General features: G+C 55.9%; 7 protein-coding genes and 1 pseudogene. 3 read left to right on the top strand and 5 right to left on the bottom strand.

What is annotated here, in order from left to right:
- Positions 1 to 586 (bottom strand): glycine betaine ABC transporter substrate-binding protein (locus tag M0974_RS07420; protein WP_297834735.1); only part of this gene is annotated, 586 nt, incomplete at its 3' end.
- A gap of 39 nt (positions 587 to 625) precedes the next feature.
- Positions 626 to 2,131 carry a choline-sulfatase gene (gene betC, locus M0974_RS07415; protein WP_297834733.1) on the bottom strand — a complete coding sequence of 502 codons (1,506 nt, stop codon included), beginning with the start codon at positions 2,129 to 2,131 and terminating at the stop codon, positions 626 to 628.
- A gap of 114 nt (positions 2,132 to 2,245) precedes the next feature.
- Between betC and M0974_RS07410 the strand changes: the two genes are divergently transcribed.
- The 3 genes from M0974_RS07410 (at position 2,246) to M0974_RS07400 (ending at position 5,730) form a co-directional block, all read left to right on the top strand.
- Positions 2,246 to 3,196: a LysR family transcriptional regulator gene (locus M0974_RS07410; protein WP_297834731.1), complete on the top strand. Its 951-nt coding sequence runs from the start codon at positions 2,246 to 2,248 to the stop codon at positions 3,194 to 3,196.
- 205 nt (positions 3,197 to 3,401) lie between these two features.
- Positions 3,402 to 5,324: a methyl-accepting chemotaxis protein gene (locus tag M0974_RS07405; protein WP_297834728.1), complete on the top strand. Its 1,923-nt coding sequence runs from the start codon at positions 3,402 to 3,404 to the stop codon at positions 5,322 to 5,324.
- Between the two features lie 73 nt (positions 5,325 to 5,397).
- Entirely contained in the window at positions 5,398 to 5,730 is a 333-nt protein-coding gene (locus M0974_RS07400) for a DOPA 4,5-dioxygenase family protein (RefSeq protein WP_297834726.1), read from the top strand.
- Between the two features lie 65 nt (positions 5,731 to 5,795).
- On the opposite strand, the gene M0974_RS07395 is transcribed toward M0974_RS07400, so the two are convergent.
- The 3 genes and pseudogenes from M0974_RS07395 to M0974_RS07385 form a co-directional block, all read right to left on the bottom strand.
- Complete coding sequence (locus M0974_RS07395; RefSeq protein ID WP_297834722.1) at positions 5,796 to 6,236, bottom strand: anti-virulence regulator CigR family protein; 441 nt, start codon at positions 6,234 to 6,236, stop codon at positions 5,796 to 5,798.
- Positions 6,237 to 6,352: 116 nt separating this feature from the next.
- Complete coding sequence (trpA, locus tag M0974_RS07390; RefSeq protein WP_297834719.1) at positions 6,353 to 7,171, bottom strand: tryptophan synthase subunit alpha; 819 nt, start codon at positions 7,169 to 7,171, stop codon at positions 6,353 to 6,355.
- Positions 7,168 to 7,364 (bottom strand): annotated as a pseudogene (locus M0974_RS07385) (tryptophan synthase subunit beta); the annotation flags it as partial. The pseudogene M0974_RS07385 and the gene trpA, both read right to left, overlap by 4 nt.

The raw sequence follows: 7,364 nt of genomic DNA, 5'->3' as shown, positions 1-7,364 counted from the left end.
CCAGGAACACTACGAAGGTGTTCTTTTTCACGTTGCGAGCGACTTCGGCCAGCATCGCCTGTTCGCTGGATTCAACCAGTTTCCATTGGCCCAGGTCGAACTCGTTTTTCTTGATGATCGTCGCCAACGAAATATTCGCCGGTGCGCCAGAGCCGATGCCGTAAATCTTCTTGCCGAACTTGTCGGCAAATTTATTCAGGTCGGCGAAGTTATGCACACCCGCGTCCCAAACATAGTCCGGTACGGCGAGGGTGAACTCGGTGCCGTCCAGGTTCTTGCTCAGTTGGGTGACATCGCCGTTAGCCACGAACTTGTCGTAAAAACCCTGTTGAGCCGGCATCCAGTTACCCAAGAAGACATCCACTTGGCCGTCCTTGAGGCCACCGTAAGCGATCGGAACTGCCAAGGTGTCGACCTTGGCCTTATAACCCATGCCATCGAGCAAAAACCCGGTGATGGCGTTGGTTGCGGCGATGTCGCTCCAGCCGGGATCGGCCATCTTCACCGTGCTGCAACTCTGTTCGGCATAGGCCGAAACGCTGGTCAAAGCAATAAAACCGACTGCTAATGTTGTGGATAACTTCATATGGTTGTGCCCCTTTGGTTTTTTTTGATTTTGGCAGGGTTAAGGTTGTGGATAACGTGCCTTGCGCTCCAAATCGTCTAAGTCGATATGGTTGCGCATGTATTGCTGACTGGCGTCTACCAGCGGCTGGTGATCCCAACTCTTCAGCTTGCCGATTGCCAGCGACTTGGCGACAAAACGTCGACGACGCTGGCTGGCGAGCACCTGGTGGTGTATCGCCGGTATATCCCATTTGGCCCGAGCTTCAGCCAGGAAATCAGTGAACAATTGTTGATGAGCGGCTGATTGGCTCAGCTCTTCCAGCTCTTTCGGGTCGTTGCATACATCGAACAACAAGCACGGATCTTGTTCTGAATAGATGAACTTATAAGCACCACGACGAATCATCATCAACGGACCAATTGTCCCTTCGGCCATGTATTCGCCGAACACTTCGTCATGCCCCGCTTCGCCGTTCAGGTGCGGCAACAGCGAGCGCCCGTCCAACGGCAACCCGGTATCCAGTTCGCCGCCGGCCAAGGCTACAAACGTTGGCAGTAAATCGGCTGTGGAGACTGAGGCGCTAATGCGGCCAGCCTTGAACTGGCCCGGAGCGTAGACCAACAACGGCACGCGTGCAGCCATCTCGAACCAGTGCATTTTGTACCAGAGACCGCGTTCGCCCAGCATGTCGCCATGGTCGCCCGAAAACACAATAATCGTGTCGTCGGCCAAGCCGGAATCTTCAAGGGTTTGTAGCAGCTTGCCGACATTGCTATCGATGTAGCTGCAGGCACCGAAGTATGCGCGGCGGGCATCGCGAATCTTATCCACAGGCATAGGCTTGTCCCATAGGTCATAAACCTTGAGCAACCGCTGCGAGTGCGGATCCAGCGCGGCCTGATCGGCGTGGGCTGGCGGCATTGGAATGTCTTCGTTGGTGTACAGGTCCCAGAATGGTTTAGGAATGGTGTACGGGTCGTGCGGGTGGGTCATGGAAACCGTCAGGCAAAACGGCGCATCACCGTCTTCTCGAATGTGGTCGAACAAATACTGTTGGGCCTTGAACACCACTTCTTCGTCGAAATCGAGCTGATTGGTGCGCACGCACGGGCCGGCTTGCAGCACCGACGCCATGTTGTGATACCAGGTCGGTCGAACGTCTGGCTCATCCCAATTCACTGCCCAGCCATAGTCGGCGGGGTAAATATCGCTGGTCAGGCGTTCTTCGTAGCCGTGCAACTGGTCCGGGCCGCAGAAGTGCATTTTGCCGGACAGCGCTGTTTTGTAGCCAAGACCGCGCAAATAGTGGGCGTAGGTTGGGATGTCAGCGGGGAAATCGGCCGCATTGTCGTAGGCGCCGATCTTGCTCGGGAGCTGACCGCTGACCAGGGTAAAACGCGAGGGAGCACACAGCGGGCTGTTGCAATAAGCGGCGTCGAACACCACGCCTTCGGCGGCGAGGCGACTCAAATTAGGCATTTTGATTGGAGATGAGGCGTAAAACGGCAACATCGGCGCGGCCATTTGATCGGCCATGATAAAAAGAATGTTCTTGCGCTTCATGTATTCGCGGCATTCCATTGTGAAAATTTATGCGAGAGTGCTAACCCAGAGAATGCGACCCATGGCTTTGCGGGTAAAGCCCATGCAAAGCAATACCTAGGATAAGTCCAGCTTATGTATGAAGCCCTTGGTGGTTTGTCGTTGGACCTGCTGCGAGCGTTTGAATCGGCTGCCCGACATCGCAGCTTTACCGCCGCGGCGGTTGAACTGGGCACCACTCAGCCTGCGGTCAGCCAGCAAATAAAGCGTCTCGAAGAGCAGTTGGTGACGCGATTGTTCGACCGCATTTACCGCGGCATTGAGCTGACGGATGCAGGCGAGGTGCTGTTCAGCTATGTGCAATCGGGCCTGCAGTCCATCGACGGTGGCTTGAATGCGGTCACCGCCCAGCGTCAGCACGAGGTGTTGCAGGTGGCCACTGACTTCGCCTTCGCCGCGTACTGGCTGATGCCGCGCCTGCACCGCTTCCACCAAGCCAACCCTGACGTGGACGTCAGTCTGGTCACTAGTGAACGCAGCTATAACATGCTGCGCGCTGATGTCGACGTCGCGGTGTTGTTCGGTGACGGGCGTTTTAAACAGGGCGAAAGCCGTTGGTTGTTCAGTGAAGAAGTGTTTCCTGTGTGCAGCCCGCAATTGGTAGCAGGCAGGACATTACCGTTGCCGACTGAAGCGTTGCTTGACCTTCCCTTGCTGCACTTACGCGGTGAGGGCAGCAGTAATTGGTTTGATTGGAGCGGAGTCTTCCGTGAACTCAATCTGCGCCAGGCTCCGGCCCCAGGCCAGTTGCGCTTCGACAACTACACGCTGTTGATCCAAGCCGCGATTGCCGGTCAAGGAGTTGCCATTGGCTGGCGGCATCTAGTGGATGCTTTGCTAGAACAAAATCTACTTTGCAGGCCCATCGCCGATACCGCCATCTCAGCGTGCGGCTATTACGTCGTCTTGCCGCAACGCAAACGCCGGGTGCAACTGGTGCAACAGTTTGTCGATTGGCTGGCGACGGAGCAGGCGCAGAGCGGGGATTTATTGGCTGGGCGGCCGTTGCCATCTATTGCGGTGTAGATATCGACCGAAAGACCACAGTCACCAGGTCACGCATTTAGGCACCTCCAGAGAATTAAACAACCCAAATGACTACTTATTCAACGGACCGTGATTCAGCTAATCAATCCTTGGCCGATAGCGGTTAGCGAACAGATTTTGCTGGTGCCACAAAAATAATTCTCCAGCCGACTGATTTAAAAATACGAGTCCCATGGAGGATGTAATGAGTAGATGGTTTGCAAACATTAGCGTCAACATGAAGTTGGTGCTGGGATTTGGTTTAGTACTTGCGCTGACTGCCGTTCTTGCTCTGACTGGTTGGACCAGTTTGGGTAAGCTAATTGATCGTAGCAACTGGACGGGGGAGATCATGGCCCTCAGTAACCAGTTGACCAAAGTGCGTGTAACCCGGCTGCAGTATATGGTGGCTGACGGCGATGATGCCGTGGCTCAGACCGTTCAGGTCGCGGTCAACGACTTCAAAACGCTGCAGAGTTCGTTGCTGGAGCATTTCATAAGTCCCGAGAACGTCGCGCTGCTAAAGCAGTTGCGTGGGGTGACGAGTGATTATGAACGCTCGCTAAACAAGATGCGCAGTGGCTACCGGACCAGTATCGCGTTGCGCGCCGAGATGGGCGTGAGCGCGGGGAAGGCCGCTGAGTTAATTGCCGCGATCAACACCCAAGTGCTACAGGCCGACCCCAGCGACGAACAGCGTTTTGCACACTACCAATCCATCATTAAGTCCAAGGAGGACGTCATGATGGTGCGTTATGAGACGCGCGGTTATACCGGCAATCCTACGGTGGATACCGAGCAGACCGCGCTGCGTCAAATTGATGCGGCGATCAGCGGTCTGGAAGCGCTAAAACTCTCGTTCAGCGACACTCAAGCCGGCTCACTAACCCAATTAGAGACCGCGCTGCTGAACTACCGCACCTCTGTGCAGGGGTTCAAGGCGGCAAATAACGACCTGATCACTGCACGCAAAGAGATGACCGAGCAAGGTCAGGCCATCGTCAAATTGACCGATGATCTCTACAACATCCAAATCACCCGCCGTGATGCCGAAAGTGCCCAAGCCCGCACACTACAAATCGTCTGCACCCTTCTCGCGCTGATGTTCGGTGCATTGGCTGCAGCAATTATTACTCGTCAGATTACCCGTCCGCTGCAGCAGACCATGGACGTGGTCGAGCGAATCGCCTCTGGCGATCTTTCACACACCATGGTCATCACCAGACGCGACGAATTGGGTGTGCTGCAACAGGGTATTCAGCGCATGGGCTCAACTCTGCGCGACCTGATCGGCGGGATTCGTGACGGCGTCACGCAAATTTCCAGCGCCGCTGAAGAGTTGTCGGCCGTTACCGAGCAGACCAGCGCCGGGGTGAACAGTCAGAAGGTTGAAACCGATCAGGTAGCCACTGCGATGCATGAGATGTCGGCGACAGTTCACGAGGTCGCGCGCAATGCTGAACACGCCTCGCACGCTGCAACCAACGCAGACAATGAGGCCCGCGCCGGTGACAAAGTGGTAGGGGAGGCGATTGCCCAGATCGAAAAACTGGCCACCGAAGTGGTGCGTTCGGCAGACGCCATGAGCCTACTGGAGGAGGAGAGCGCCAAAATTGGCAAGGTCATGGACGTTATCAAGGCCGTTGCCGAGCAGACCAATTTACTGGCGCTCAACGCTGCCATTGAAGCCGCGCGTGCGGGTGAGGCTGGGCGCGGTTTTGCCGTCGTTGCTGATGAAGTGCGTGGTCTTGCGCAGCGCACTCAGAAATCAACCGAGGAAATCGAAACCCTCGTCTCTGCGCTGCAAAGTGGCACACGCCAAGTGTCGACCATTATGCTCAGCAGTCGCGAATTGACAGACAGCAGTGTGGCGTTGACGCGCAAGGCCGGCACCTCACTGGAAAGCATCACCCGGACGGTGTCTGGCATCCAGTCCATGAATCAGCAGATAGCCGCTGCTGCCGAGCAGCAAAGCGCTGTGGCCGACGAAATCAGTCGCAGCATTCTTAACGTGCGCGACGTCTCTGAACAAACCGCAGCCGCGAGTGAAGAAACCGCTGCTTCCAGCGTAGAACTCGCCCGCCTGGGCAATCAGCTGCAAATGATGGTCAGCCATTTCCGCCTGTAACAAAAACTGCTTCGGGGCTGTTTAAGCCCCGTATGCTTGCGCAGTGGTTTGCACCATTTCTGGAGGGCAAGTAATGCAGACAATTCAGACCTATCACGCCCACGTCTATTTCAACGCAGACACGATCGAGCAGGCGCGCGCGTTATGTGAGCAAGCCAGTGAGCGTTTTGGAGTGAAGATGGGGCGGGTACATGAAAGGCCCGTTGGTCCACACCCGGACTGGAGCTGTCAGTTGGCCTTTGATCACGCGCAGTCGGCGGACGTGATGCTGTGGCTTGCGCTGAATCGCAACGGATTGGTGGTGTTCATGCACCCACTGACGGGCAATGATTTGGCTGATCACACTGAACATGCGATCTGGATGGGCGCTGTGCGGAAGCTGGACGTTTCGATATTTCGACGGTAAATGGAGAATACCTGTGGCAGCCAACATGTTGGCTGCTACAGGTATCCCATTGCGGCTGAATTCGCTTAATTCAGCACGCCACTAAGAATGGTGTAGATAACGCCTGTAGTGATCGCGACCAGAACCACATCTGGACCTACACGACGCCATTCGTAGCCGTCGTAACGCGGCAGTTGTTGAAGAGCGCGCGGGTCCATCTCATCGCCATAGCCCCGTGGCAATGGGCGACCGCGTTCGAGGTGGTAGTTCGGCGGTAAGTCACGGCCACGGGTGAAATATTCGTGGTGATCACGAAAGGTCTGGCGCTCGTGGTCGAAGTTCTGCGGCGGACGACCACCGGGACCACGGTTATCATGATGATCGTCATGGCCACGATTGTCGTCTTGATGGTTGTCGCCCCCACGGCCTTGATCATGCTGATCACGGTCATCGGCGTGCAACAGCGGACTGGCACTAATGATCATCATGATCCCCAGACCTGCAACTAAACGGGTTGGCAATTTCATTTTTACTTCCTCAAAATTCGGCTGGCAAAAAGGGGTTCAAAGCCTTGGCTAAGAACCCCCTTCGCTTGTAACTTAGTGTGTCTGCGGAGCTATAAATTCCGTGTCAGGAGCAATCTTTACCCTTTATTGACACGGGCGTTACGCACACCTTCCGCCAACGCCGAACACAGGCTTAGTACATCGTCGATGGCTTGGGTTGGCGAAGCGGCAGTAACGATTTTATCTACTAGCGCTGAACCCACCACGACACCGTCTGCCAACCGGGCAATGGCCGCTGCTTGTTCCGGAGTACGGATACCAAAGCCAACACTGATTGGCAGGTCCGTGTGTCGACGCAAACGCTCAATCGCGTGTTTGACCTGGTCCGAAGTTGCCGAACCGGCACCGGTTACACCGGCGACCGACACGTAATAAACGAAGCCTGAGCTGCGCTCCAAAACGGTTGGCAGACGGGCATCGTCGGTGGTCGGCGTGGTCAGGCGGATGAAGTCGATACCGGCGGTCTGGGCTGGTGTCGCGAGTTCAGCATCATGTTCAGGCGGCAGGTCGACGATGATCAAACCATCCACGCCAACGGCTTTAGCTTCGGCAACGAAGGCCTCGACGCCAAAACGGTGGATCGGGTTGTAGTAACCCATCAGCACAATGGGTGTGGTCTGGTTATCGACACGGAATTCGCGAACCATGTTCAGAGTTTTGGCCAGTGTTTGTCCTGCGTCCAATGCGCGCAACGTTGCCAACTGAATAGCCACGCCGTCGGCCATTGGGTCAGTGAAGGGCATGCCTAACTCAATCACGTCGGCACCGGCCGCTGGCAAACCCTTGAGGATTGCCAGCGAGGTGTCGTAGCCAGGATCGCCCGCAGTAATAAAGGTCACCAGTGCTGCACGGCCTTCGGTTTTTAGCTCGGCGAAACGTTGTTCGAGACGGCTCATACCAGCTTCTCCTGGGTGTTGTCGGCGGCGGCCATGTGGCTCATCACGGTTTGCATGTCTTTATCACCACGGCCCGAGAGGCAGACCACCATCAAGTGGTCATCGCGCAGGTTGGTGGCGCGCTTCATGGCTTCAGCTAAGGCGTGAGCAGTTTCCAGCGCCGGGATGATGCCTTCTAGCAAGCAGCAATGGT

Source organism: Pseudomonas sp. (assembly GCF_026224925.1).
GTDB lineage: Bacteria > Pseudomonadota > Gammaproteobacteria > Pseudomonadales > Pseudomonadaceae > Aquipseudomonas.
This window is presented reverse-complemented; position numbering and strand designations above follow the sequence as displayed.